Raw genomic sequence first — 23,987 nt, 5'->3', positions numbered from 1 at the left:
GGCCGAGGATGATGCCCGTGCAGGCACCCACCACCCCGCAGGCGACCTGGTCGCGGTCCGCCGAGCGGATCATGGCCGCGATCAACCGCGACCCCCTGACCGCCCCGCACGCACTGCGCAACGACGCGCTGCTCGCCGTCTCGGTGGCCGTTGTCGCCGCAGCTCTCGCGCTGTTCGTCGACGACGGCCGCAGGCCCGACGCGCTTGGCTGGGCCTTGCTGCTCGTCTCCCACGTGCCGCTGGTGTGGCGCCGCCGCCGTCCGGTGCTCGTCCTGGTCGCCGTGATCACCTGCGTGTTCCCCTACCACTTCCTCGACTACCCGCACACCGCGGCCACCCAGGCCGCCTACGTCGCCCTGTACACCGTCGCCGTCACCGGCCGGCCGCTGCGCACCGTCCTGGTCGGCATCGGCGTCATCACCATGGCGGTGGGCGTGCTGCTCACCATCAGCGCGCAGGAGGCGCTGGGACTGCTGAAGGCTTCCGGCTGGGTCGTCGCCGTGCTGTTCTGCGGGGTCGACGTGCGCTTCTACCGCCAGTACGTCGCCTCCATCGTGGAGCGCGCCGAACGCGCCGAACGCACCCGCGAGGAGGAGGCCCGGCGGCGCGTCGCCGAGGAGCGGCTGCGGATCGCCCGGGACCTGCACGACCTGCTGGCCCACAGCATCACCCTCATCGGCGTGCAGACCTCCGTCGCCGCCCACGTCCTGTCGGCCGACCCCGAGCGGCTCGACCGGGAGACGGTTGCCAAGGCCCTCGACGACATCGCCGAGACCTGCCGCAGCGCGCGCGGTGAACTCCGCACCACGCTGGAGGTGCTGCGCGAGCACGGCTCACCGGACGCCCGCGGCCCGCTGCCCGGCCTCGACGGACTGCCCGACCTGGCGGAGGCCGCGCGGCTCGCCGGTGCCCGGGTCGAGCAGACCGTCCGGATACGGCAGGCACCGCCCGCCGTGGGCGCCGCCGCCTACCGCATCGTGCAGGAGGCCCTGACGAACGCCGTACGGCACGCGGGGCCCGGACCGGCCGTCCAGGTCGAACTGGCGGAGCGGCAGGGCGTCCTGCACCTGTCGGTCCGCGACGACGGCACCGGCCCGGGCCGGGGCGGCACACCGGGCTTCGGGCTCGTCGGCATGCGGGAGCGGGCCCGCAGCGTCGGTGGCACACTCGACGCCGGACCGCGTACCGGGGGCGGGTTCGAGGTCACCGCGGTCCTGCCGCTGACCACGACGGGGGAGAGGGACGGATGACCATACGGGTGCTGCTCGCGGACGATCAGACGCTGGTGCGGGAGGCGTTCGCGATGCTCGTGGAGTCGGCCCGGGACATGGAGGTCGTCGGCCGGGCCGCCACCGGCCGGCAGGCCGTGGAACTGGCCCGCGGCGCACGCCCCGACCTGGTGGTGATGGACATCCGCATGCCCGACCTGGACGGCATCGAGGCGACCCGGCTCATCGCCGCCGACGAGGATCTCGCGGGCGTCCGGGTGCTCGTCCTCACCACCTACGACACCGACGAGAACATCGTCGACGCGCTGCGCGCCGGCGCCTCCGGGTTCCTGGTCAAGGACACCAGGCCGGCCGAACTCCTCGACGCCATCCGCACGGTCGCCGCCGGGGACTCCCTGCTGTCGCCCGGACCCACCGCACGGCTGATCGAGCGGTTCCTGCGCAGCCCCTCCGCGCCGGCGACCGGCGGGCCCGAGTGCCTGTCCGGCCGGGAGCGGGAGGTGCTCGCGCTGGTCGCGCGCGGCCTCAACAACACGGAGATCGCCGACGCGCTGGGCCTGAGCCCGCTCACCGCGAAGACCCACGTCAGCCGCATCATGGGCAAGCTCGCGGTACGGGACCGGGCCCAACTGGTCATCGTCGCCTACGAGTCGGGCATGGTGACACCGGGCAGCGTCTGACGGGCGGGAGGGTTCTACAGCAGCCCCGCCGCCGCCAGGTGCTTGCCCACCTGCTCCACCTCGTCCGGGGACAGCGGGATCTGCGGCTGGGCCGTCGCCGGGCAGTCGATCACGCCGCGCAGGTGCAGCGCGGCCTTGAAGGCGCCGATCGCTGAGGAGTTCGGGCCCATCCGGGCCGGGTCACCGACGCTCACCATGCCGAACAGAGCACACAGGCGCTCCTGTTCGGCACGGGCCCCCTCCCAGTCCCCGGCGCGGCACAGGCCGTCCAGGCGGACGTAGCCGTGCGGGTCGACGTTGCCCAGGCCCGGCACCGTGCCGTCCGCGCCGATCGCGAGGGCCGCGTCGACGATCAGCTCGGAGCCGGTCAGCACGCTGAAGCCGGTGATGCCCCGGCGTTCCCGCACGCCGGTCACGACCTGCCGGAAGGCGGCCAGATCGCCGCTGGAGTCCTTGAGCCCGGCCACCACGCCGTCGGCGGCCAGCTCCAGCACCACGTCGGCCGGCAGCTTCGTGTGGACGGCGACGGGAAGGTCGTAGGCGATCACCGGGACCGGGCTCGCCGCGGCGACCGCGCGGTAGTGGCGGGCGATCTCCGCCGGGTGGGTGCGGGTGTAGAACGGGGCCGTGACGACGACCGCGTCCGCGCCCGCCGCCGTCACCGACGCCACGTGGTCCAGGACCCGGGGCGTCGTCATGTCGATCGCCCCGGCCAGCACCGGCAGCTGCCCGCCGACGTGCCCCGTCACCGACTCGACGACCAGCCGGCGCTGCCGGTCCGGCAGGAACGCGGCCTCCGAGGTCGAGCCGAGCACGAACAGACCGCGCACCCCGCCGGCCACCAGATGGTCGACGAGCCTGAGCAGCGAGGGAACGTCCACCTCGCCGTCCGGTGTCAGGGGCGTGCACACGGGCGGGATGACACCGGTCAGCGGGGTGAACGTCATGGGGCCTCCATCGGATCGCGCCGGTGGACGAGGTCACGGGTCGACTCGTCCTCCCGGACAGGATGGTGGCAGCGGAAGCGGTGCGAGGGCGCCGACGCGGCGGAGAAACCCGGCATTCGCTCCGCGCACGTCCCGTCCGCCTTCCAGCAGCGGGTGCGGAACGGGCAGCCGCTCGGCGGGCGGGTCGCCGACGGGACCGGGCCGGCCAGCGGGATCGGGTCGACCGGGTGGAGCAGGCCGGGCGTGGCCGAGAACAGGGCCCGGGTGTACGGGTGCCGGGCCCGGTCGGTGACCAGGGCGGCCGGGGTCTCCTCCACGATCCGGCCCAGGTACATGGTGATCACCCGGTCGCTCATCCGCCGTACCGTCTGGATGTCGTGCGAGACGAACACCAGGGCCAGGCCCAGGCGTTCCTTCAGGTCGAGGAGGAGGTTGAGGATCTGCGCCCGGACCGACACGTCCAGGGCGCTCGTCGGCTCGTCCGCCACGACCAGGTCCGGGTCCAGGGACAGCGCCCGGGCGATCGCGACGCGCTGGCGCTGCCCGCCCGACAGCTGCCCCGGCAGGGCGTCGGCGAGCGCCCGGGGGAGGCCGACCAGGGACATCAACTCCCGCACGCGCTCGTCGCGTTGCGCGCGAGTGCCCCGGTCGTGCACGTCCAGCGGGTCCCGCAGGATCCGCCGGACGGTCAGACGGCGGTTCAGGGCCGTCGACGGGTCCTGGAAGATCATGCCGGTGCTGCCGCCGACGGCCCGGCGGCGCTCGGCGGCCGGCATCGACCACAGGTCCCTGCCCCGGAAGGACACCGTCCCCCGCGTCGGCCGCTCCACCCCGACCAGCACCCTGGCCAGCGTCGACTTCCCGCAGCCCGATTCGCCGACCACGCCGATCGTCTCGCCGGGGGCGATGGCCAGGTCCGCACCGGTCAGGGCATACACGCGGTCGCGGGTGAACAGGCCGCCGCTGCGTGCCTTGTGGACGACGTGCGTGCCGGAGAGCTCCACCAGGGCGTTCACGTCACGACCTCCGAGGTGACCAGGTCGATCGCGGGGTGGTGGCAGGCCGCCGTGTGCGTCGCCGTGCCCAGCAGGCCGGGGGGTGCCGTACGGCAGATGCCGGTGGCGAGCGGGCACCGGCCGGCGAAGCGGCATCCCGCGGGGAAGTCGGCCGGGGACGGCACGACGCCCCTGATCTGCGTCATCCGCTGCTGCGCCGACTCCAGCGACAGCACGCTGCCGAGCAGCCCGCGCGTGTAGTGATGCGCCGGGGACTCGACCAGGTCGGCGGTCACGCCCGTCTCCACGATCTGCCCGCCGTACATCACCACCACCCGGTCGGTGACGTCCGCGACCAGCGCCAGGTCGTGCGAGACGAGGATCAGCGCGAAGCCCAGCTCCTCGCGCAGCCGCAGCAGCAGCTCCATGACCTGCGCCTGCACGGTCACGTCGAGGGCCGTCGTCGGCTCGTCCGCGACGATGAGCTTCGGGTCGCGGGACAGGGCCATCGCGATCAGCACACGCTGGCGCTGCCCGCCGGACAGCTCGTGCGGGTAGCTGCGCAGGGTGCGTCCGGGGTCGAGACCGACCATCGCCAGCAGCTCGGCGGGACCGCGGTGGCCGCCGCGCCGCACGACCTGCTTGAGCTGCGCTCTGATCGTCATCGCCGGGTTCAGCGACGACAGCGCGTCCTGGTAGATCATCGCCATCTCGTGCCCGAGCAGCCCGCGGCGCACCCGCATCGGCTCGGCGAGCAGGTCCCGCTGCCGGAAACGGACCTGGCCCCGCACGCGCGCCCCCTTCGGCTGGAGGCCCATGACCGCCAGTGCGGTGAGCGACTTGCCGCAACCCGACTCGCCGACCAGCCCGAGCACCTCGCCGGGGTGCACCTCGAAGCTGATGCCGTCCACGACGTCGACGCCGCCGTGCCGCCCGTCGAAGCCGATGGCGAGGTTCTCCACCGCGAGCACCGGCTGACCGTCCCGGGACAGCCTGCGGGCCCGGGCCCGCAACCGCCGCGCGGCCTCCGCCAGACCGGGCAGCGGCACGACCTCCCCGCTGCCGTCCTGCGGCGCCTCCAGCGGGTCGTCGTCCTCCGGTACGTCCACCTCCCGGGCCGACGGGGCCGCCCACGCGTCGGACACGCCCTCGGACAGGACGTTCAGCGACAGGACCGTGACCAGCATCAGCAGCCCGGGGAACACCGTCGCCCACCAGCCGCCGGTCAGCACCATGTTCTTGCCGTCCGCGATGACACTGCCCCAGGACGGGTCGGGCGGCCGTACACCCGCCCCGATGAACGACAGCGACGCCTCGAAGACGACCGCCTCGGCGACCTGGACCGTGCAGAACACCAGCACCGGAGCGGCACAGTTGACCGCCACGTGCTTCAGCACGATGTGCGGGGTCCGGGCGCCGATCACCCGTTCCGCCGTCACATAGTCCTCGCCGTACTGGTCGAGGACGTTCGCCCGGACCACCCGCGCCACCGGCGGGGTGAACAGGAACGCGATCGCGCAGATCAGCACCGTGATGCCACCGCCGAACACCGCGACCAGCACGGCGGCCAGCGCGATGCCCGGGAACGCCATCACCACGTCCAGGCAGCGCATCAGCGTCTCGTCCACCGCCTTGCGGGAGGTCGCCGCGATCGCCCCGAGCAGCGCTCCGGCCACCAGGGCCAGTCCGGTCGCGCCGAGCCCGATCGCGAGCGACCAGCGCGCCCCGTACATCAGCCGGCTGAGGATGTCCCGGCCGAGGCTGTCCTGACCCATCCAGTGCCCGGCGGACGGATGCCCGGTGCCGCCGGCCGGCGGCTGCTGGTCGAGCGGATCGTGCGGGGCGAGCAGCGGCGCCAGCAGCGCCATCAGCACGACGACCGCCAGGAAGCAGACGGCGATCTTCGACAGCGGCGGCAGCCGGCGCAGGCCGCGCAGCCGGACGCCGGGCCGGGACAGCGCCGCAGTGAGACTCTCGCGGGTCATCATGGGGTTGCGTCCCTCAGTCGCGGGTTGACCAGCAGGTACAGGACGTCGATCACGAGGTTCACGACGACGAACCCGGCCGCCGTCGTCAGCACCACGCCCTGGACGACGGCCGGGTCGCCGTTCTTCACGGCGTCGATCATCAGCTTGCCCATGCCGGGCAGCGAGAAGATCGTCTCGATGACGACCGCGCCGCCCAGCAGATAGCCGACGCGCAGGCCGAGCACGGTGAGGGGGTTGATCAGGGCGTTTCTGAGCACGTTCCGCCCGACCACCACCCGCGGCGGCAGCCCGCTGCCGATCGCCGTGCGTACGTAGTCCTTGTCCAGCTCCTCCACCACGGCCGTCCGCACGATGCGGGTCAGCTGCGCCGCCACCGGCAGCGACAGCGCGAAGGCGGGGAGGGTCATGGTCTTCAGCCAGCCCGTGAAGGAGTCCGCCGGGTTGATGTAGCCGCCGGTCGGGAACCAGCCCAGGTCGACCGCCAGGTACTGGATCATCAGCAGCGCCAGCCAGAAGCCGGGCGCGGCGACACCGGTCAGCGACACGACCCGGATGATCTGGTCGGGCAGCCGGTCCCGGTGGATCGCCGCGGTCACCCCGCCCACGAGGGACAGCACGACGGCGATGCCCAGTCCCAGAAAGGTGAGTTGGAGGGTGAGCGGCAGCGCGGTGGTGACCTGGTCGATCACCGGCGCCCGGGTCAGCGCGCTGGTGCCCAGGTCGCCGTGGAGCAGGTCGGCGACGAAGTCCGCGTAGCGCACCGGCAGCGGGTCCAGCAGGCCGTGCTCCTCGCGGAAGTCGTGCAGTTGCTGCGGGGTGGGGTTGGCGCCCTGGAAGAACGCGGACGCCGGGTCGACGTCCGAGAACCGCATCACCAGGAACACGAACAGCACGATGCCGAGCATCAGCGGCACGAGCAGGGCGAAACGGCGGAGCAGGATCCGCAGGACGGCCGTCATACGCTCAGGCCCACTTGGCCTGGAGGAGGTTGATGCCCGGGTACGGCTGTGCCCTTATGCCGCTGAGCCGCGCCGGGTCCCAGACGGTCATCAGCTCGTTGTGGACGACCGGGTAGAGCACGGCCTGTTCGGCGACGACGTCGATGTAGTCCTGGACCATCGTCTTCTTCTTCGCCGGGTCGGGCTCCCGGGTGGCCCGGTCCATGTCCTTGAAGAGCTGCCGGGCGACGGGGTCGGAGGCCCACCGCGTGTACTGCATCCAGAGGTTCTCGGGCCCGTAGTTGTAGTGCATGATCAGGTCGGCGTCGAGGCCGAACTGGTTGGGGTTAGAGGCGGCGGCCACGACCTGGTAGTCCTGCTTCTGGTCCATCTTCGTGAAGACGGCGGTGGTCTCCTGCGGGGACAGGGTCGTGCGCACTCCGATCGCGTCCCAGGAGGCCTTGACGGTCGGCAGGCAGTCGACGATCCAGCTGACGTTCACGGCCAGGATCTCGATGCTGAGCCCCTTGACCCCGGCCTCCTTCAGCAGCGCCTTCGCCCGGTCCGGGTCGTGGTCGTAGACCGTCTTCGCCCGGCGGTAGGACGGGTTGGCCTCGTCGAGGAAGGAGGTGGAGGGCTTGCCGTGGCCCTTGAGGGCGACCTCGACCATCTTCTCGGTGTCGATGGCGTAGTGCAGGGCCTGGCGCACCCGCACGTCGTCGAACGGCTTGTGCCGGGTGTTGAACATCAGGAACAGGTTGTTCATCCCGGCCCCGCCGGCGACCGTCATCCCGCCGCTCTCCAACTGGCCGATGTTGGCGTACGGGATGTTGTCCGCGATCTGCGCGCCCGCGCTCGACCCCGAGATCTTCGCGACGCGGGGGGCCGCGTCCACGATCGTCAGCCAGTTCATCTTCCGGAAGGCGGGCTTGCGCGGCCCGTTGTAGCCGTCGAACGCCTCGAAGGTCGTGTTCGACTTCGGGTGGTGCGCGGTCTGCCGGTACGGCCCCGAGCCGATCGCCTTGCCCTTGATGGCGTCGTCCCAGGCGCCCGGCCGGGAGAACACGTGCTTCGGCATGATCTTCGCGAGCGTCAGCCGCGAAAGCCCTTCCGGGAACGGGAACTTCAGCACCAGCTCCACGTTCTGCGCGTCGATCTTCCGGACCTCCTTCAGCCAGCTCGCGAAGAAGCCCTTGGCGAGGGTCTGGGTGTCCGGGTCGAGGATCCGCTCGAAGACGAAGACCACGTCGTCGGCGGTGACGGGCTTCCCGTCGTGGAACGTCGCGCCCGCCCGCAGGGCGAACGTCCAGGAGGTGCTGTCCGGGTTCCCCGGGACCTCGGTCGCCAGCGCCGCGTACGGCTCACGGGAGATCGGGTCCGTGTCCAGCAGCCCCTCGTAGATGTGGTGGTTGGCGGCCATGCAGAACGCGGACGCCGTCTGGGTGGGGTCCCAGCTGCCGTCGTTGCCGTAGCCGATCACCGCGGTCAGGGTCCGGTCCCGGCCGCCCCCGGTACCGGTGTCGTTGGTGGACTCCGGACCGGACGAACAGGCCGACAGCGACGCGGAGACGGCGGCCGCCGCGCCCAGCGCGCCGGTGTACTTCAGGAACGACCGGCGGTGCGGCGCCGGCACGTCGGGGGTCACGTCGCGCACGGGTCCTCCAGCGAGATCTGGGGGCAAGGGGCTGGCAGAGGAGATACGACGTCCTACGTCCTGCGGTCAGCGCGACCATAGGAGGGGCCGTGGGGGTGGTCAAGGGATCGCACACGAATGGCGTATCCACCGCGGGCCCGCACCATCGTCACCGCACCCGACGTGAGTTGACTGCCCGTCAGGACAAATCCGCCACCGGGCGGGCGAACGCGGAGCATGATGAGGGCCATGAGCGAGCTGTGGAGCGAGAGTGACGCCGGTGCCCTGCGACTGCCCTCCGGCCGGCTGGTGCGAGGCCGGGGCCTGCGCCACCCCCTGAACCCCGACGCGCCCCTGCCCTCCTACGGCGTCTACCTGCTCGGCCGGCAGCCGCCCGAGGTCCCCTGGGACTCGGCCTGGATCCGCTGGCCCGACTTCCGTCTCCCGGCGGACCGGGCCGCCGCCCGCGCGGTGCTGGCCGGCGTGTGGGAGCGGGCCGCCGGGGAGCGGGTGGAGATCGCCTGCGGCGGCGGACGCGGCCGTACGGGCACGGCCCTGGCCTGCCTGGCGGTGCTGGACGGGGTGCCGGGGGAGGAGGCGGTGGAGTACGTCCGCCGGCACTACGACCGGCGTGCCGTGGAGACGCCCTGGCAGCGACGGTACGTGCGCCGCTTCGGCGAGGGGTGAGCCTGACGGCAGTCTCCTTCCGGGAGCTGAAGCAGTACCCGCGGTGGGGCAAGCCGCTCGCCATCACCGAGTTCGGCACGTGCGCGTACCCCGGTGGCCCCGAGGCCGGCGGCATGGGCTGGGGCATCGTCGACTACGACAGGGAGCCGCCGGAGACCAAGGGGAACCCGGTCCGCAGCGAGCGCGTCCAGGCCGAGTACGTGGGCGGGCTGCTGGACGTCTTCGCGTCGATGGGCCTGTACGCCGCGATGGCCTTCGAGTTCATCAGCGCGGACGCCCGCACCACCCGGACACCCCCCGCCTGAACCTCGACTTGGCGTCGTACGCCCTCACCAAGGTGATCGAGGACCGCCCGGACGTCCCGGCCTCCGACTGGCACGGGGAGCCGAAGGAGGCGTTCCGCGCGGTGGCCCGCCGCTACGGCCGGAACGGCTGACGCGCGCGGTCCGAGGGCCGGGGGGACCATGGCCGGGGAGGTGTGCGCAAGGACTGGACTCTCGAAGTGCTCGTCGTGCCGGTCTCCGACCTGGACCGGGCCAAGGCCTTCTACCAGGACCAGTGCGGATTCCGCGCCGAGATCGACGCCGCGTTCTTCGAAGGCGTCGGCCGCTTCGTCCAGCTGACCCCGCCGGGGTCGTGCTGCTCGATCGTGCTGGAGTCGGGGATGCCCGAGCCGCCGGGGCAGCCGCGGATGGCCCCCGGTTCGCTGCGGGGCCTCCAGCTCTGCGTGACGGACATCGCGGCGGCCAGGGCGGCGCTGGTGGGACGCGGGGTCGAGGTGACCCCGGTCCTGCACGTGGGCGCGTCCGGCTGGGCGGAGGGCCGGGGCGAGGACGGCTGGAACTCCTTCCTCTTCTTCCAGGACCCCGACGGCAACGGCTGGACGGTCCAGGAGGCCCCGGCCCCCCTCGCCGAACGCTGAACGGTCCCTAGTCGCAGTACAGGTCCCGGCGGGGGCGTTCGCCCGACGCCAGGAAGCGGGAGACCGTTGCGTCACCGCAGGCGTTGCCGTTGGCCAGATAGGCGTCGTGGCCGGTGGAGTTCACGGTGACCATGACCGCCCGGCCGCCGAGGGCCTGCCGCAGTTTCCGGGCTCCCGCCAGCGGGGTGGCGACATCCCGCTCGTTCTGCACGAGCAGGACGTTGGAGGGGCCGCGGTCGGTGATCCGCACGGCCGGCTCCTTCGGCTTGTAAGGCCACGCGGCACACACCATCGGCCCGCGCGGCATGCCCGCGGTCAGCGGGTACGCGGCACGGCTCGCGGCGACGTCCTTCTGGTACGCGGCGGCCGAGCCGGGCCACTGAACGTCGTTGCAGATGGTGCCGACGCCGACCGCGGCGACGTTCTGCAGGACCGACTCGGGCGGGGCCTCGGGCGCGGGCGGCACGGTGCCCTTGCGGGCGGCACGGACGGCCTCGGCCAGGGCCGGGTAGTCGTCGGGGTCGTAGAGGCTCGACAGCATGGTCTGGCGGAGCGCGTTGCCGTCCAGCCGCGGGGGGCTGGCGCCGGGCCAGGGGAGGGGGTCGCGGTCCAGCCGGGCGGCGAGCCGCAGGAAGCCGGACCGGACCTCGGCGGGCGTACGGGCGAGCCGGTGCGGATTGCCCGGCCTGGACGCCCACGTGGCGAACTCGGGGAAGTTGTCCTCGACGCCGGTCTCGAAGGCGGCGAGCCAGTTGCGGGTCACGCGGGTGTGGTCGGGGTTGTTGTTGCTGTCCAGCACGATGCGGTCGGTGCGGTGCGGGAACAACTGGCCGTAGACGGCGCCGACGTAGGTGCCGTACGAGACGCCCCACGCGGAGATCTTCTTCTCGCCGAGGGCGGCCCGCAGGCGGTCCAGGTCGCGGGCCTCGTTCGCGGTGCTGATGTGCCGGATCAGCTCACCGCCGTTCCGGGCGCAGGCCTCGGCCGTACGCCGGGCGGTGGCCATGTTCCCGTCGACGGAACCGTCCGGGGCCGGCCAGGGCAGACGCTTCGTCATGCTGATGTCGGCGGGGTCGAGCTTGCAGTCGACGGAGGTGGAGGGCGCCATCCCGCGTGGCGCGAACCCGACGAGATCGTAGGCGTCCCGCACCTTCTGCGGCAGCTTCTGCCCCTTGCCGGAGGGGTCGCCGAGACTGTCCCCGCCGGGCCCGCCCGGGATGAGTAACAGCGCGCCCCGCCGCGCGGACGGCTTCTCACTGGGGATCCGGCTGACGGCGATCCGGATCTCCGGGCTGTCGGGGTCGGAGTAGTCCATCGGGACGTCGAGCGTGGCGCACTGCTGTCTGGGGTCGAGGCCGGGGCCGGTGCACCGTTGCCAGTCGAGGGGAGCGGCTGTGGGCTCGGACGCCCCACCGGGACCGGCGAACCCGAGCATCGCACCGGCGACGGCGACCAGCGCCAGATGTTTCGTGATCTGCTTCATACCGAGCAGCCTGGCGTACCCCGGCGGACGGCCACATCCGGGTAACTCCCGGTATTTACAGGGGGATTACCCCAGGACGAGTGCCTCGCTGAACACGGGCCCTTTTGCAACGCCCCGCACCGAACCCCTTTGTGTCGTGCCGCAGTTGTACGGCACAGACCCTTCCCGAGTGTAGACGCGGAACGTAATCGGGGAGATGCGAAGAGTGAAATGGCGAAAGGAGGGGGAGCACGGTGGAGGTACGACACTCGGCGCTCTGCGCCGAAGGGCGGAGGACGCGGTGAAAGAGTTGCGGGCAGAACTCGTCAAGGCCGGAATCATCCTGCCCTCACCGGGACTTGACCCGGTGAGTTTCGCGAGGAAAGCGCCCTGCCCGCTCATCGAAGGGGGCCGGTGTGCATCGGATACCGCCCGGCGGCTCGCGGCGGTGCCGCGATGAAACCTCCCGTCGGCGCGTATGTCGTGGACACCCGCAGTGGCCGCATCGGCATCGTGATGGGGCATGAGGGGCCCTACGTGCAGTTGCGGCCGTACGGGGGCGGCAGGGAGTGGGACGCCGACCCCGGAGCCGTCCGGCACGCCACCCCGGCCGAGCGGCTGCACGTGGCGACCGCGTACGCCGACGCCCGCAGCAGGGGCGAGGTCCCTTGACGTGACGACCCTGCCAGAATGGCTCCATGAGTCTGTTCCGCGACGACGGCATCGTGCTGCGCACCCAGAAGCTGGGTGAGGCGGACCGGATCATCACGCTGCTCACGCGCGGTCACGGACGGGTGCGCGCGGTGGCCCGGGGCGTGCGCCGGACGAAGTCGAAGTTCGGTGCGCGCCTGGAGCCGTTCTCCCACGTCGACGTGCAGTTCTTCGCCAAGGGGAGCGAGCTCGTCGGGCGGGGACTGCCGCTGTGCACGCAGAGCGAGACCATCGCGCCGTACGGCGGCGGGATCGTCAGCGACTACGCGCGGTACACGGCCGGCACCGTCATGCTGGAGACCGCCGAGCGGTTCACCGACCATGAGGGGGAGCCGGCCGTGCAGCAGTACCTGCTGCTGGTCGGAGGCCTGCGGACCCTCGCCCGGGGGGAGCACGCACCGCACCTCGTGCTCGACGCGTTCCTGCTCCGCTCCCTCGCCGTCAACGGGTACGCCCCGAGCTTCACGGACTGCGCGAAGTGCGGGATGCCCGGGCCCAACCGGTTCTTCTCCGTCGCGTCGGGCGGTTCCGTCTGCGTGGACTGCCGGGTGCCCGGCAGCGTCGTACCCTCGCCCCAGGCCCTGGAACTCCTCGGCGCCCTGCTTACGGGAGACTGGGAGACCGCGGACGCGTGCGAGGCGCGCTACGTCCGCGAGGGCAGCGGGCTGGTGTCCGCGTATCTGCACTGGCACATGGAGCGCGGGCTGCGCTCCCTGCGCTACGTCGAGAAGTAGCGCGAGCAGCGGAGAACGCGAGCAGCGGACATCGCGAGCAGCGGAAAACAGAGCAAGCGAGCACGAGGAGACGAGAAACACATGGCCGTACGCGGGATCCTGGGGCGCCAGCGCCGGGAGTACAGGACGCCGGAGCCGCACCCGTCCGGCGCGCGGCCCCCGAAGATCCCCGGGGAGTTCGTACCGCAGCATGTGGCGATCGTCATGGACGGCAACGGCCGCTGGGCCAAGGACCGGGGCCTGCCGCGCACCGAAGGGCACAAGGTCGGCGCCGAGCGCGTGCTGGACGTGCTCCAGGGGGCCATCGAGATGGGCGTGGGCGCCATCTCCCTGTACGCCTTCTCCACCGAGAACTGGAAGCGCTCGCCCGACGAGGTGCGCTTCCTGATGAACTTCAACCGGGACTTCATCCGCAAGACCCGCGACCAGCTCGACGAGCTGGGCATCCGGGTGCGCTGGGTGGGCCGCATGCCCAAGCTGTGGCGCTCGGTCGCCAAGGAACTCCAGGTCGCCCAGGAGCAGACCAAGGGCAACGACCGGCTGACCCTGTACTTCTGCATGAACTACGGGGGCCGGGCCGAGATCGCCGACGCCGCCAAGGCCATGGCGGAGGACGTGAAGAGCGGCAAGCTCGACCCGTCCAAGGTCAGCGAGAAGACCTTCTCGAAGTACATGTACTACCCGGACATGCCGGACGTGGACCTGTTCCTGCGGCCCAGCGGTGAGCAGCGCACCTCGAACTACCTGATCTGGCAGAGCGCCTACGCCGAGATGGTCTTCCAGGACGTGCTGTGGCCGGACTTCGACCGGCGTGACCTGTGGCGGGCCTGCCTGGAGTTCGCCTCGCGGGACCGGCGCTTCGGCGGGGCCGTCCCGAACGAGGAACTGCTGGCCATGGAGGGCGAGCAGCAGCCGTAACGCGCGGGCGGCCCGGCGGAGTACAGGGCGGGCGGACCGGCATCGCCTCCGGTGGCAGCCGGGCCGTGGCGGCGGTGTCCTGATGGCATGGGTTCCACCGCCGTCGGCGCACCCCGGCGGACCACACGACGGGCCGGGGTCTTCCTCGCGTCCTCCCTCGCCCTGTTCTGCATCCAGCTGGACTTCTTCGCGCTCAACCTGGCCATCCCCGGGATCTCCGACGAGCTGGACACGACCGTTTCCGCGGCGCAGTGGACGCTGTCGGCCTACATGCTCGCCATCGGCTGCCTGTTCATCGTCGGTGGGCGGCTGGGCGATCTCCTCGGCCGGCGTCCGGTCCTGCTGGCCGGGACCGGGCTGTTCGCCGCCGCGTCCGTCGGCTGCGCCCTCGCGCCGAGCCTCGGTGTGCTCGTCGCGGCCCGGATCGTGCAGGGCGCGGGCGCGGCGCTGATCTTCCCCGTGTCGGTGTCCGTGATCACCAACGCCTTTCCCGAGGCGACCCGGGCCCGGGCGCTCGGGGCGATGTTCGGGATCGCCAACGTCGGCACCGCCCTCGGGCCGTTCGTGGGCGGCGGCTTCACCGACGGGCCGGGCTGGCGGTGGATCTTCTGGCTGCTGGCTCCGCTGAGCGCCCTCGCCCTGCTGATCGCGCTGCGGTACGTGCCCGACTCGCGGGACGAGAGCGCCCCGCGCCAGGTCGACCTGCCCGGCTGCCTGGCCGTCGTGACGAGCCTGGCCGCACTGACCCTGGCCGTCGAGCGGGGCAGCGCCTGGGGCTGGGACCACGCCCGCACACTCGCCCTGTTCGGGGCCGCCGTGGTGGTCGGGGCCCTGTTCGTCCTGCGGGAACGGACCTGCCGGCATCCGCTGGTCGACTTCCGGCTCTTCCGTAACATCCGCTTCGACCTCGTCACCGTGATGGGGTCGGTGGCCAACATGGGCTACGCCGTCACCGTGTTCCTCGCCACCCTCCAGTTGCAGCAGGTGCGCGGCCTGTCGGCGGTCCTGTCCGGCACGGTGTTCCTCGCCCCGGCCGTGATGGTGGCCTGCTCCGGGCCCATCGGCGCCTGGCTGTCCGGCCGGATGCGCGCCACCAGCGTCATGGCCCTGGCCGGGGTCGTCGCCGGCACCGGCATGATCGGGCTGAGCTGGGCCTGGTCCTGGTGGGTCTACCTGCCCGTCTTCACCTGGTGCGCGCTCGGGCTCGGCCTGGGCTGGACCTTCGCCAGCGTGGCCACCCAGCAGGTCGTCTCGCCCGCCCGCGCCGGTGAGGCCTCGGGCGTCGTCCTCACCGCCCTCGTCACGCTGGGCGCCATCGGCCTCGCGGCCACGGCGGCGGCCATCACCTCGCTCACCCCGGAGACCGGCCCGGAACGCGCCTACGACCTCATCCTGCGCGTAGGCGGCGCAGTGATCCTGACCTCGACGGCCCTGTCTCTCCTCGTCCGCCGCACACTCGCCACCCGTGCTTGATGCCCTCTGCCTGAGACCGAGCTGACGGAAACATGCCCCAGGGGCGCGGGGAACTGCGCGACAAGCCACGATGCAGCCGCGGCCGGCGACCGGACGCAAGCCCCACGGCGATCAACCGCCGGAGGCCCCCGCACAGTCCACGCAGGTCCCGAAGATCTCCACCGTATGAGCCACGTTCACATACCCGTGCTCCGCCGCGATGGACTCCGCCCACTTCTCCACGGCCGGTCCCTCCACCTCGACGGCCTTGCCGCAGCTGCGGCACACGAGGTGATGGTGATGGTCGTCGGTGGAGCAACGGCGGTAGACGGACTCGCCGTCGGCGGTCCGCAGGACGTCGACCTCACCGGCGTCGGCGAGGGACTGAAGGGTGCGGTAGACCGTGGTGAGCCCGACCGAGTCGCCCTTGTGCTTGAGCATGTCGTGCAGTTCCTGCGCGCTGCGGAACTCGTCGACCTCCTGCAGGGCCGCCGCCACAGCGGCCCGCTGCTTGGTGGCGCGGCCCTTCACGGACGGTCCAGCGGTCGTCACCGTTGCCTCCTCACGTCTGCCTTGCCCGGGCCATTGTGCCAGCCCGGGGCGGGGGCGGTCAGACGCCCACTTCGTCGGTGGCCGACCGGCTGCCCGGAATCGCGCACTCGGCGGGGTCGGCCGTCGTGTCCGCGCCCGCCGCGGCGCGGGCGCGGCGGCGGGCCAGCGGGGCCGCGAGCGCCGTCAGCACGATGAACGCGCCGATGGTCAGCAGCACGATCGTCGCGCCGGGCGGCACGTCCTGGTAGTACGAGGTGACCGTGCCGCCGATCGTCACGCTCACCCCGATGGCCACGGCGATGGCGAACGTCGCGGCGAAGCTCCGGCCGATCTGCTGGGCGGCCGCGACGGGCACCACCATCAGCGCGCTGACCAGCAGCAGCCCGACCACGCGCATCGCCACGGTCACCGTGACGGCCGCGGTGACCGCGGTCAGCAGGTTCAGCACGCGCACCGGCAGGCCCGTCACCCGGGCGAACTCCTCGTCCTGGCTGACCGCGAACAGCTGCCGCCGCAGGCCGAGGGTGACCAGCACGACGAAGGCGGCCAGCACGCAGATCGCCGTCACGTCCGACTCGGACACCGTCGACAGCGAGCCGAACAGGTACGACGTCAGATTGGCGTTGGAGCCGGTGGGCGCGAGGTTGATGAACATCACACCGCCGGCCATGCCGCCGTAGAACAGCATCGCCAGGGCGATGTCGCCGCGGGTCTTGCCGTACCAGCGGATCAGCTCCATGAGGACCGCGCCGAGGACGGACACGAGGGTCGCCATCCACACCGGGGACCAGGTCAGCAGGAAGCCGAGACCGACACCGGTCATCGCCACGTGGCCGATGCCGTCGCCCATCAGGGCCTGGCGGCGCTGGACCAGGTAGATCCCCACGGCGGGGGCGGTGATGCCGACCAGGACGGCGGCGAGCAGGGCCCGCTGCATGAAGGCGTAGTCGAGGAAGTCCATCAGCTCAGCAGTCCCGTGCGGATCGGTTCGGCGCCCGCCGGTGCGTGCGGGTGTACGTGGTCGTGGCCGGGCAGGGCGTGCTGGCCGACGGCCTTCGGGGGCGGGCCGTCGTGGACGACGCAGCCGTCGCGCAGGACGACCGCCCGGTCGATGAGGGGCTCCAGAGGGCCCAGTTCGTGCAGCACGAGCAGCACGGTCGTGCCCTGGCCGACCTGCTCCCGCAGGGTGTGCGCCAGGACCTCCTGGCTGGCCAGGTCGACGCCGGCCATCGGCTCGTCCATGATCAGCAGCTCGGGTTCGGAGGCGAGCGCGCGGGCGATGAGGACACGCTGGTGCTGGCCGCCGGAGAGGGCGTCGACGGAGTCCTTGGCCCGGTCGGCCATCCCGACGAGGTCCAGGGCGCGCCGTACGGCCGCGTGGTCGGCCTTGCGCAGGACGCCGAAGCGGGCCCGGGACAGGCGGCCGGAGGAGACCACCTCGGTCACCGTGGCGGGCACGCCGCCCGCGGCCGTGGTGCGCTGCGGGACGTAGCCCACGCGGTGCCAGTCGCGGAACCGCCTGCGGTCCGTGTTGAACAGCCGGATCTCGCCGGCGCCGGTCTGCACCTGGCCGATGATGCTGCGCACGGCCGTCGACTTGCCCGAGCCGTTCGCGCCGAGCAGGGCGACGACCTCGCCGCTGCGCACGGTGAGGTCGATGCCGCGCAGCACGGGGCGCGAGCCGAGGTCCGCGCGGACCCCGCGCAGGGATACGACGGGCTCGGTCATGCCGTCCTCCGATGGGTCGATCACTTGGCTCCCAGGGCCGCCTGAAGGGCCTTGAGGTTGGATTCCATGACCTGGAAGTAGTCGTCGCCGCGGGACTTGTCCGTGATGCCCTCCAGGGGATCGAGGACGTCCGTCTTCAGGTTCGCGTCGCGGGCGAGGGTCTTCGCGGTCTTGTCGGAGACCAGTGTCTCGTAGAAGACGGTGGTGACGCCGTCCGCCTTCGCCTCCTGCTGGAGTTCCCGGACGCGGGCGCCGCTGGGCTCGCTCTCGGGGTCGATGCCGGAGATGGCCTCCTGGGTGAGACCGTAGCGCTCGGCGAGGTACCCGAAGGCGGCGTGGTTGGTGAAGAAGACCTTGGACTTGGTGTTCTTCAGGCCGTTCTCGAAGTCGCCGTTCAGCCCGTTCAGCTTCTTGACCAGGGCCTCGGTGTTCTTCTTGTAGTCGGCCGCGTGGTCGGGGTCGGCCTTCTCGAAGGCCTTGCCGACGCCCTGGGCGATCTCGGCGTACTTCACCGGGTCGAGCCAGACGTGCGGGTCGCGGGCGTGCTCCTCCTCCTCGGCGTGGCCTTCCTCCTCGGCGTGGCCCTCCTCACCCTCGTGGGCGTGGCCGCCGGTGCCGTGGTCCTCCAGGTGGGTCAGCGAGGCCGCGTCGATCTTGGTCTTGATGCCCGTCTGGCCGACGGCCTCGTCGACGGCGGGCTGGAGGCCCTTGAGGTAGAGCGCCGCGTCGGCCTCCTCCAGCTGCGCGCGCTGCTGGGTGCTGATCTCCAGGTCGTGCGGCTCCTGGCCGGGCTCGGTCAGGCTGGTGACGTTCGCGTGGCCGCCGCCGATCTGCTCGGCGAGGAACGCCATCGGGTAGAACGACGCGACGACGTCGAACTTGTCCGTGTTGCCCGAGGCCGCGCTGTCGCTGGAGCAGGCGGTCAGGGCGCCGAGGCCGAGAGCGGAGGCCAGGGCGGCGGGTATGAGGCGTCGTCGTACGTTCATGACACTCATTTTCAGCAAATATGGAAACCGTTGTCAATAAACGGTCCGAGCAGCGAGATCCGGAGGGCGCCTGGCGGCAGTCGAAGGGGGAGCGATTTGATTGAGGGGGCGCCCCCGCCGGTAACCTGAAGCATTCGCTGGAAGCAACTCGCTCCGCCCGCCCGTCTCCCGACCACCACCCCTCATCGAGGCGCTTCCGCGCCGCACCCATCAGTATTCGTCGTCGTAATGAAGAGAGCACCGTGGCCGCCGACAAGATCGACACCATCGTCAGCCTGAGCAAGCGCCGTGGCTTCGTATTCCCGTGTAGTGAGATCTACGGCGGTCAGCGCGCCGCTTGGGACTACGGCCCCCTGGGTGTCGAGCTCAAGGAGAACCTCAAGCGCCAGTGGTGGCGCTACATGGTGACGTCGCGCGAGGACGTCGTGGGCATCGACTCGTCCGTGATCCTGGCCCCCGAGGTCTGGGTCGCCTCCGGTCACGTCGCCACCTTCACGGACCCGCTGACCGAGTGCACCTCCTGCCACAAGCGGTTCCGCGCGGACCACCTGGAGGAGGCCTACGAGGAGAAGAAGGGCCGCGCCCCGGAGAACGGCCTCCTCGACGTCAACTGCCCCAACTGCGGCAACAAGGGCCAGTTCACCGAGCCCAAGCAGTTCTCGGGCCTGCTGTCCACCCACCTCGGCCCCACGCAGGACTCCGGCTCCGTCGCCTACCTGCGCCCCGAGACCGCCCAGGGCATCTTCACCAACTTCTCCCAGGTGCAGACCACCTCGCGCCGCAAGCCGCCGTTCGGCATCGCCCAGATGGGCAAGTCCTTCCGCAACGAGATCACGCCCGGCAACTTCATCTTCCGCACGCGCGAGTTCGAGCAGATGGAGATGGAGTTCTTCGTCAAGCCGGGCGAGGACGAGACGTGGCAGGAGTACTGGATGGAGCAGCGCTGGAACTGGTACACCGGTCTCGGCCTGCGCGAGGAGAACATGCGGTGGTACGAGCACCCGAAGGAGAAGCTCTCCCACTACTCCAAGCGCACCGCCGACATCGAGTACCGCTTCCAGTTCGGCGGCAGCGAGTGGGGTGAGCTGGAGGGCGTGGCCAACCGCACCGACTACGACCTCGGCGCCCACTCCAAGGCCTCCGGCCAGGACCTCACCTACTTCGACCAGGAGGCCGGCGAGCGCTGGACGCCGTACGTCATCGAGCCCGCGGCCGGTGTCGGCCGCGCGATGCTGGCGTTCCTGCTGGACGCCTACGTCGAGGACGAGGCGCCCAACGCCAAGGGCAAGATGGAGAAGCGCACGGTGCTGCGCCTCGACCAGCGCCTCGCCCCGGTGAAGGTCGCGGTCCTGCCGCTGTCCCGGAACCCGGAGCTGTCCCCGAAGGCCAAGGGCCTCGCCCAGGCGCTCCGCCAGAACTGGAACATCGAGTTCGACGACGCCGGCGCCATCGGCCGCCGCTACCGCCGCCAGGACGAGATCGGCACGCCGTTCTGCGTGACCGTCGACTTCGACACCCTGGAGGACAACGCGGTCACCGTCCGCGAGCGCGACTCGATGAAGCAGGAGCGCGTCTCCCTCGACCAGATCGAGGGCTACCTGGCGGCCCGCCTGATCGGCTGCTGATCGCCTCTCGCCGTGCCGTGGTGCCGGGTTCCTCCTCGGAGGGGCCCGGCACCGCCGCGTCTCACAGGTCCAGATCGACGTAGACCGCCGCGTGGTCCGAGGCGCGGTTCCACTTCGAGGTGACGGTGTCGAAGGACTTGACGGTGGACGGCGCCCAGACGCCGCGCCGTTCGACCTCCACGTGCTGCACCTGCTCCCACAGCGGCGGCGGCAGCATCACGTAGTCGAGCTTCTGGCTCTCGTCGTTGCCCGTGCCGTGGGTGCCCGGGGCGCCCCGGTAGGACGGGTGGCTCATCACGTCCCGCAGGCCCGTGGCCGTCAGGGCCCGGATCGCCTCGCTGGACGGCTCGTCGTTGAGGTCGCCGGCGACCACCACGTACGGCGAACGCTCCAGTGCGGCCTGGTAGATCGACGCCACCCGCCGGGCCTGGGCGATGCGCAGCTCGGGGTCGTCGCCGCTCTGGCTCTTGAGGTGGTTGCCCAGCAGCCACAGCGGCGTGCCGCCGATCTGGATCTCGTACTCCGGGCAGTCCCGGCTGAAGAGGTACGCGCCCGGGCGGTCCGGGTCCGGGTCGAACAGATGCGTCCGTACGGACGTGATCGGGTGGCGGCTGAGGATCCCCACGTCGATGCCGCGCAGGTCGTTGCCGTCGATCACCAGGTCGTAGGGATACGGCGTCTTCTTCAGGTCGGCGCCCAGCACCTGCTCGTTGAAGCGGCGCAGGGTCGTGCGGTCCTCCACCTCCACCGTGAGCAGGATGTCGGCGTCGACCTCGGCGATCACCCGTCCGGTGTTGTGCACCGCCTTCCAGCCGAGGTCGTCACGGACCAGCTCCACCCAGCCCGTCCACCCCGAACGGCCCTTGGCCACGATCTCGTAGGTGACGTCGTCGCCACCGCCCTTCGTCCTGAACAACGTGCCCTGGCCGCGCGTCTCGTTGACGAGGAACGGCCTGTCCTTGCGCGAGTCGTGCACCCGGTGCTTCTTGAGGAGTGCGGCGACGCGGGTCTTGGTGTCGTCGTCGTAGGTCTCCCGCTCCAGGAGGGAGACCAGCTCGGCGTAGTCGTCGAGGACCTCGCGGCGCTGCACGTCGCCCGGGAGGCGGAAGACTTTGGGGCGGCGGAAGAGGTTCTCCGCGTTGAAGGTGGCGATACGGATCGTCATGGCGCTCCCTCGGGCGGCGCAGGAGTTCCGCGCGACCGGTGGACGGGCGCCGCCGGGGAGACCGCTCACCGGCACTTCCATTGTCGGATCGGGTGTGAAGCATGTCGAACGGTGGGGACGTTGAGGTCCCTGGGGCCGGGGATTGGTCCCGTAGCGCCGAAGCCGATTGGTCCTGTCGCCGGGGCGGGGACCGCGCCAGGGTGACGGCATGAGCATCGCCTTCCTGCTGACCACCCTCGTCGTCGTCGCCACGCCGGGCACCGGCGTCGTCTACACCCTCGCCGCCGCGCTCTCCCGGGGGCGGCGCGCGAGTGTCGTCGCGGCCGTCGGCTGCACGCTCGGGATCGTGCCGCACCTGCTGGCCACGGTCACCGGCGTCGCAGCGCTGCTGCACGCGAGCGCGACCGCGTTCCAGGTGCTGAAGTACGCCGGGGTCGCCTACCTGCTGTACATGGCGTGGGCGACGGTGCGGGACAAGGAGGCGCTCGTGGTGGAGGAGCGTGAGGCGGCCCCGGACCTGTCGGCGCGACGGGTCATCGTGCGCGGGGTGCTGATCAACATCCTCAACCCGAAGCTGACGATCTTCTTCTTCGCGTTCCTGCCGCAGTTCGTCGCCCCCGGGGACCCGCACGCGCTGCTGCGGATGGCGGGGCTCGGCGGGGTCTTCATGCTGACGACCTTCGTGGTGTTCGCCGCATACGGGGTGCTGGCCGCGTCGGTGCGCCGGCATGTCGTGGGCAGGCCACGGGTGACGGCCTGGCTGCGGCGGGGCTTCGCGGGGTCGTTCGTGGCGCTGGGGGCGAAGCTGGCGCTCACGGCGCGGTAGCGGCGGACGGCGAACGGGGCGGAGACGTGCCCAGGGGGCCGGCAAGCACCGACTGACAAGCGCCGACGGACAAGCACCGACGGGCGAGGATCGCGTCGGCTGACAGATATCGAATGACAGATATTGAAATCTGTCAGCTGTCATGGCATCGTGGAGGGCATGACGATGCGAACCCGCACCCTCGGAACCACCGGCCCCCAGGTCTCCGCCCTCGGCCTCGGCTGCATGGGCATGTCCGCGCTGTACGGCGAGGCGGACCGGGCCGAGTCCATCGCGACCATCCACGCGGCGCTCGAAGCGGGCGTCACCCTGCTCGACACCGGCGACTTCTACGCCATGGGTCACAACGAGATGCTGATCGGCGAGGCCCTGCGCACCGCCCCCGCCGCCCGGCGCGAACAGGCTCTGACCAGCGTGAAGTTCGGTGCCCTGCGCGGCCCGGACGGCAGCTGGCTCGGCTACGACGGCCGGCCCGCAGCCGTGAAGAGCTTCGCCGCGTACTCCCTCCAGCGGCTCGGTGTCGACCACCTCGACGTCTACCGCATCGCCCGCCTCGACCCCGATGTGCCCATCGAGGACACGGTCGGCGCGATAGCGGAACTCGTCGAGAAGGGCTACGTACGGCACATCGGCCTCAGCGAGGTCGGCGCGCAGACGATCCGCCGGGCGGCCGCCACGGCACCCATCTCCGACCTCCAGATCGAGTACTCCCTCATCTCCCGCGGCATCGAGGACGAGATCCTTCCCACCACCCGCGAGCTGGGCATCGCCGTCACGGCGTACGGCGTGCTCTCCCGGGGCCTGATCTCCGGCCACTTCAGCGCCGACCGGCAGCTCGGCCCGGGCGACTTCCGGGCCATGTCGCCGCGCTTCCAGGGCGACAACCTCCGGCACAACCTGGACCTCGTCGAGGCGCTGCGGAAGATCGCCGAGCAGAAGGGCGTCAGCGTCGCGCAGATCGCCATCGCCTGGGTGCTCTCCCGAGGCGAGGACATCGTGCCCCTCGTCGGCGCCCGCAGGCGCGACCGGCTCACGGAGGCGCTGGGCGCTCTGGGTGTGACGCTGGAGCCGGCCGACCTGGCCGCGATAGAGGAGGCCGTACCGGCCGGTGCCGCCGCCGGCGACCGCTACCCGGCAGCCCAGATGGCGCACCTCGAAAGCTGAACAGCGCTTTGGGTACGGTCAGGGCATGGCACCGACCAGCGAGACTCTGACCGCCGAGCGCATCCTCGAGGCCACCGAGGAGGTGCTGCGCCGCCACGGACCGGCCAAGGCCACCGTGGTGGACGTCGCCCGGGCACTCGGCGTCAGCCACGGCAGTGTCTACCGCCACTTCCGGACGAAGGCTGCGCTGCGCGAGGCGGTCACCAAGCGCTGGCTGGACCGCACGTCCGGGCAGCTGTCCGGCATCGCCGAGGCGGACCGCGTCCCGGAGGCCCGGCTGCGGGACTGGCTCGCCGCGCTGTTCGCCGCGAAGCGCCGCAAGGCGGGTGAGGACCCTGAGCTGTTCGCCACGTACACGGTCCTCACCGACGAGAACGGCTCGGCGGTGGGTGAGCACATCACCGACCTGGAGTCCCAGCTGACCCGCATCATCCAGGCCGGCGTCGACACGGGCGACTTCTCCGCCACCGACGCCGAGGCATCGGCCAGGGCGGTCTTCCAGGCCACGGGCCGCTTCCACGACCCGTGTTATGCGAGGGAGTGGGAGGAGCCGGGGACCGAGGCCGACTTCGCGGCGGTCGTCGACCTGCTGGTGCAGGGGCTGAGGCGGACACTTTAGGGGTGCCCCGTCGGCACCGGGTGCGT

The 23,987-nt window shown here is 71.5% G+C and carries 23 protein-coding genes and 1 pseudogene; 13 read left to right on the top strand and 11 right to left on the bottom strand.

What is annotated here, in order from left to right:
- The first annotated feature begins 8 nt into the window (after positions 1 to 8).
- Both RFN52_RS13085 and RFN52_RS13080 read left to right on the top strand, forming a co-directional pair.
- Positions 9 to 1,250: a sensor histidine kinase gene (locus RFN52_RS13085; protein WP_374050157.1), complete on the top strand. Its 1,242-nt coding sequence runs from the start codon at positions 9 to 11 to the stop codon at positions 1,248 to 1,250.
- Positions 1,247 to 1,909, top strand: a complete 663-nt coding sequence (locus tag RFN52_RS13080) for a response regulator (protein WP_184846193.1) — start codon at positions 1,247 to 1,249, stop codon at positions 1,907 to 1,909. Before RFN52_RS13085 ends, RFN52_RS13080 begins: the two co-directional genes overlap by 4 nt.
- A 14-nt stretch (positions 1,910 to 1,923) precedes the next feature.
- Here RFN52_RS13080 and RFN52_RS13075 read toward each other — a convergent pair whose 3' ends face one another.
- Genes RFN52_RS13075 through RFN52_RS13055 form a run of 5 tightly spaced genes read right to left on the bottom strand, consistent with a single transcriptional unit; the run spans position 1,924 to position 8,431 of the window.
- Positions 1,924 to 2,856: a dihydrodipicolinate synthase family protein gene (locus tag RFN52_RS13075; RefSeq protein ID WP_184846191.1), complete on the bottom strand. Its 933-nt coding sequence runs from the start codon at positions 2,854 to 2,856 to the stop codon at positions 1,924 to 1,926.
- Positions 2,853 to 3,872 carry an oligopeptide/dipeptide ABC transporter ATP-binding protein gene (locus tag RFN52_RS13070; protein ID WP_184846189.1) on the bottom strand — a complete coding sequence of 340 codons (1,020 nt, stop codon included), beginning with the start codon at positions 3,870 to 3,872 and terminating at the stop codon, positions 2,853 to 2,855. The genes RFN52_RS13075 and RFN52_RS13070 overlap by 4 nt, the downstream gene beginning before the upstream one ends.
- A complete protein-coding gene (locus RFN52_RS13065; RefSeq protein WP_184846187.1) occupies positions 3,869 to 5,839 on the bottom strand; it encodes a dipeptide/oligopeptide/nickel ABC transporter permease/ATP-binding protein in 1,971 nt (656 codons plus the stop codon). The genes RFN52_RS13070 and RFN52_RS13065 overlap by 4 nt, the downstream gene beginning before the upstream one ends.
- A complete protein-coding gene (locus RFN52_RS13060) occupies positions 5,836 to 6,798 on the bottom strand; it encodes an ABC transporter permease (protein ID WP_184846185.1) in 963 nt (320 codons plus the stop codon). Before RFN52_RS13060 ends, RFN52_RS13065 begins: the two co-directional genes overlap by 4 nt.
- Positions 6,799 to 6,802: 4 nt before the next feature.
- Positions 6,803 to 8,431 carry an ABC transporter substrate-binding protein gene (locus tag RFN52_RS13055; protein WP_184846183.1) on the bottom strand — a complete coding sequence of 543 codons (1,629 nt, stop codon included), beginning with the start codon at positions 8,429 to 8,431 and terminating at the stop codon, positions 6,803 to 6,805.
- 228 nt (positions 8,432 to 8,659) lie between these two features.
- Here RFN52_RS13055 and RFN52_RS13050 point away from each other — a divergent pair, with 228 nt between their 5' ends.
- From RFN52_RS13050 to RFN52_RS13040, 3 genes and pseudogenes are all read left to right on the top strand, one after another.
- Positions 8,660 to 9,097, top strand: coding sequence for a protein-tyrosine phosphatase family protein (locus RFN52_RS13050; protein ID WP_184846181.1), 438 nt, complete (start codon positions 8,660 to 8,662; stop codon positions 9,095 to 9,097).
- A 20-nt stretch (positions 9,098 to 9,117) separates the two neighbouring features.
- Positions 9,118 to 9,533 (top strand): annotated as a pseudogene (locus RFN52_RS13045) (abortive phage infection protein); the annotation flags it as partial.
- Positions 9,534 to 9,575: 42 nt separating this feature from the next.
- On the top strand, positions 9,576 to 10,019 hold the full coding sequence (locus RFN52_RS13040; RefSeq protein WP_184846179.1) for a VOC family protein: 444 nt from the start codon (positions 9,576 to 9,578) through the stop codon (positions 10,017 to 10,019).
- Between the two features lie 7 nt (positions 10,020 to 10,026).
- On the opposite strand, the gene RFN52_RS13035 is transcribed toward RFN52_RS13040, so the two are convergent.
- Complete coding sequence (locus RFN52_RS13035; protein WP_184846177.1) at positions 10,027 to 11,502, bottom strand: alpha/beta hydrolase; 1,476 nt, start codon at positions 11,500 to 11,502, stop codon at positions 10,027 to 10,029.
- A 435-nt stretch (positions 11,503 to 11,937) separates the two neighbouring features.
- Between RFN52_RS13035 and RFN52_RS13030 the strand changes: the two genes are divergently transcribed.
- From RFN52_RS13030 to RFN52_RS13015, 4 genes are all read left to right on the top strand, one after another.
- Positions 11,938 to 12,153 carry a hypothetical protein gene (locus tag RFN52_RS13030; RefSeq protein WP_184846175.1) on the top strand — a complete coding sequence of 72 codons (216 nt, stop codon included), beginning with the start codon at positions 11,938 to 11,940 and terminating at the stop codon, positions 12,151 to 12,153.
- A 26-nt stretch (positions 12,154 to 12,179) separates the two neighbouring features.
- A complete protein-coding gene (gene recO / locus RFN52_RS13025; protein WP_003990109.1) occupies positions 12,180 to 12,926 on the top strand; it encodes a DNA repair protein RecO in 747 nt (248 codons plus the stop codon).
- An 81-nt stretch (positions 12,927 to 13,007) separates the two neighbouring features.
- Positions 13,008 to 13,844, top strand: coding sequence for an isoprenyl transferase (locus RFN52_RS13020; RefSeq protein ID WP_184846173.1), 837 nt, complete (start codon positions 13,008 to 13,010; stop codon positions 13,842 to 13,844).
- A gap of 87 nt (positions 13,845 to 13,931) precedes the next feature.
- Positions 13,932 to 15,317: an MFS transporter gene (locus RFN52_RS13015; protein WP_184846171.1), complete on the top strand. Its 1,386-nt coding sequence runs from the start codon at positions 13,932 to 13,934 to the stop codon at positions 15,315 to 15,317.
- A gap of 111 nt (positions 15,318 to 15,428) precedes the next feature.
- Here the strand turns inward: RFN52_RS13015 and RFN52_RS13010 are convergent, their stop codons facing one another.
- The 4 genes from RFN52_RS13010 to RFN52_RS12995 are packed head-to-tail and all read right to left on the bottom strand — an operon-like array spanning position 15,429 to position 18,562.
- Positions 15,429 to 15,848, bottom strand: a complete 420-nt coding sequence (locus RFN52_RS13010; RefSeq protein WP_184846169.1) for a Fur family transcriptional regulator — start codon at positions 15,846 to 15,848, stop codon at positions 15,429 to 15,431.
- Positions 15,849 to 15,906: 58 nt separating this feature from the next.
- The gene (locus tag RFN52_RS13005; RefSeq protein WP_184846167.1) at positions 15,907 to 16,809 is read right to left on the bottom strand and encodes a metal ABC transporter permease; all 903 of its coding nucleotides are present in this window, start codon (positions 16,807 to 16,809) and stop codon (positions 15,907 to 15,909) included.
- Complete coding sequence (locus RFN52_RS13000; protein ID WP_184846165.1) at positions 16,809 to 17,576, bottom strand: metal ABC transporter ATP-binding protein; 768 nt, start codon at positions 17,574 to 17,576, stop codon at positions 16,809 to 16,811. The genes RFN52_RS13005 and RFN52_RS13000 overlap by 1 nt, the downstream gene beginning before the upstream one ends.
- Before the next feature lie 20 nt (positions 17,577 to 17,596).
- The gene (locus tag RFN52_RS12995) at positions 17,597 to 18,562 is read right to left on the bottom strand and encodes a metal ABC transporter solute-binding protein, Zn/Mn family (RefSeq protein ID WP_184846163.1); all 966 of its coding nucleotides are present in this window, start codon (positions 18,560 to 18,562) and stop codon (positions 17,597 to 17,599) included.
- A gap of 242 nt (positions 18,563 to 18,804) precedes the next feature.
- Between RFN52_RS12995 and RFN52_RS12990 the strand changes: the two genes are divergently transcribed.
- Complete coding sequence (locus tag RFN52_RS12990; RefSeq protein ID WP_107454857.1) at positions 18,805 to 20,187, top strand: glycine--tRNA ligase; 1,383 nt, start codon at positions 18,805 to 18,807, stop codon at positions 20,185 to 20,187.
- Positions 20,188 to 20,248: 61 nt separating this feature from the next.
- Here the strand turns inward: RFN52_RS12990 and RFN52_RS12985 are convergent, their stop codons facing one another.
- On the bottom strand, positions 20,249 to 21,352 hold the full coding sequence (locus tag RFN52_RS12985; RefSeq protein WP_184846161.1) for an endonuclease/exonuclease/phosphatase family protein: 1,104 nt from the start codon (positions 21,350 to 21,352) through the stop codon (positions 20,249 to 20,251).
- A gap of 208 nt (positions 21,353 to 21,560) precedes the next feature.
- Here RFN52_RS12985 and RFN52_RS12980 point away from each other — a divergent pair, with 208 nt between their 5' ends.
- The 3 genes from RFN52_RS12980 (at position 21,561) to RFN52_RS12970 (ending at position 23,961) form a co-directional block, all read left to right on the top strand.
- Entirely contained in the window at positions 21,561 to 22,178 is a 618-nt protein-coding gene (locus RFN52_RS12980; RefSeq protein WP_184846159.1) for a LysE family translocator, read from the top strand.
- Between the two features lie 159 nt (positions 22,179 to 22,337).
- On the top strand, positions 22,338 to 23,342 hold the full coding sequence (locus RFN52_RS12975) for an aldo/keto reductase (RefSeq protein WP_184846157.1): 1,005 nt from the start codon (positions 22,338 to 22,340) through the stop codon (positions 23,340 to 23,342).
- Positions 23,343 to 23,367: 25 nt separating this feature from the next.
- The gene (locus RFN52_RS12970) at positions 23,368 to 23,961 is read left to right on the top strand and encodes a TetR/AcrR family transcriptional regulator (RefSeq protein ID WP_184846155.1); all 594 of its coding nucleotides are present in this window, start codon (positions 23,368 to 23,370) and stop codon (positions 23,959 to 23,961) included.
- Positions 23,962 to 23,987: the final 26 nt, after the last annotated feature.

It is taken from the genome of Streptomyces collinus, from assembly GCF_031348265.1.
Lineage (GTDB): Bacteria > Actinomycetota > Actinomycetes > Streptomycetales > Streptomycetaceae > Streptomyces > Streptomyces collinus.
The sequence above is the reverse complement of the archived record's forward strand: the minus strand, read 5'-3'. Positions and strand labels throughout refer to the sequence as shown.